The 1340-nt window shown below is 67.2% G+C and carries 2 protein-coding genes; both read right to left on the bottom strand.

Translation table 11 applies throughout. The features are described 5' to 3' along the window. Positions 1 to 313: biotin/lipoyl-containing protein (locus HUK84_RS18555; protein WP_317135315.1), on the bottom strand; the 313-nt coding region annotated here is incomplete at its 3' end. Positions 314 to 328: 15 nt separating this feature from the next. Then, positions 329 to 1340, bottom strand: a 1012-nt coding sequence (locus HUK84_RS18550; protein ID WP_176641545.1) for a pyruvate dehydrogenase complex E1 component subunit beta, incomplete at its 5' end; no start/stop codon positions are given.

Below are 1340 nucleotides of genomic sequence, written 5' to 3'. Positions count from 1 at the left end.
CGGGCGTTGCCGAAGCCTGCGTTGCCAGAGCGGGCGTTGCCGGAGCGGGCGCGGTTTCGGGGACGGCCTCGCCCTCGGCCACCAGGACGGCGATCGGGTCGTTGACCTTGACGCCTTCGGTGCCCTCGGTGACCAGGATGCGGCCGAGCGTGCCCTCGTCGACGGCTTCGACTTCCATCGTCGCCTTGTCGGTCTCGATCTCGGCGATCACGTCGCCGGACTGGATCGCATCGCCTTCCTTCTTCAGCCAGCGGGCGAGCTTGCCCTCGGTCATGGTGGGCGACAAAGCGGGCATCAGGATATTCACGGACATCGTGCTGCTGCTCCTTCAGACCAGCTTGCGGACCGCATCCACCACCCAGGCCGGGTTGGGAAGGGCCAGTTTTTCAAGATTGGCGGCGAAGGGCATCGGCACGTCCGCGCCCGCGACCCGGGCCGGCGGGGCGTCGAGATAGTCGAAGGCGTGTTCGATGACCTGCATCGAGACTTCCGCCCCGATGCCGGCGAAGGGCCAGCCCTCCTCGACGCAGACCAGGCGCGAGGTCTTCTTCACGCTTTCGACGATGGTCGCGGTATCCAGCGGCCGGATGGTGCGCAGATTGATCACCTCGGCCTCGATCCCCTGTTCGGCCAGGATGGCGGCGGCTTCGAGCGCCGTGCCGACCATGATCGAGAAGGCGACGATGGTGACGTCGCTGCCGGCGCGTTCGATCTTCGCGCGGCCGATCGGCAGGATGAAATCCTCGTCCACCGGGCAGGGGAATTTATGGCCGTAGAGGATTTCGTTTTCCAGCACCACGACCGGGTTCGGGTCGCGGATGGCGGCGCGCAGCAGGCCCTTGGCGTCGGCCGAGGACCAGGGGGCGACGACCTTAAGCCCCGGGACGTGGCCGTACCAACTGGCATAGCATTGCGAATGCTGGGCGCCGACGCGCGAGGCGGCGCCGTTCGGACCGCGGAAGACGATCGGGCACGAGACCTGGCCGCCCGACATGTAGCGGGTCTTGGCGGCAGAATTGATGATCTGGTCGATCGCCTGCATGGCGAAATTCATGGTCATGAATTCGACGATCGGCTTGAGCCCGGTGAAAGCCGCGCCCACCGCCATGCCGGTGAAGCCGTGTTCGGTGATCGGGGTGTCGATCACCCGCTTCTCGCCGAATTCGTCGAGCAGGCCCTGCGAGACCTTGTACGCGCCCTGGTACTGGGCGACTTCCTCGCCGATCAGGAAGACGTCCGGGTCGCGGCGCAGTTCGGCGGCCATGGCGTCGCGCAGCGCCTCGCGCACCGTGATCTCGGCGGTTTCGCCCCACTCCTTCTCGGGCGCGGCGGCGGGGGCC

This window comes from Nguyenibacter vanlangensis, from assembly GCF_013376155.1.
GTDB classification, from domain to species: Bacteria; Pseudomonadota; Alphaproteobacteria; order Acetobacterales; family Acetobacteraceae; genus Gluconacetobacter; species Gluconacetobacter vanlangensis.
The sequence above is the reverse complement of the archived record's forward strand: the minus strand, read 5'-3'. Positions and strand labels throughout refer to the sequence as shown.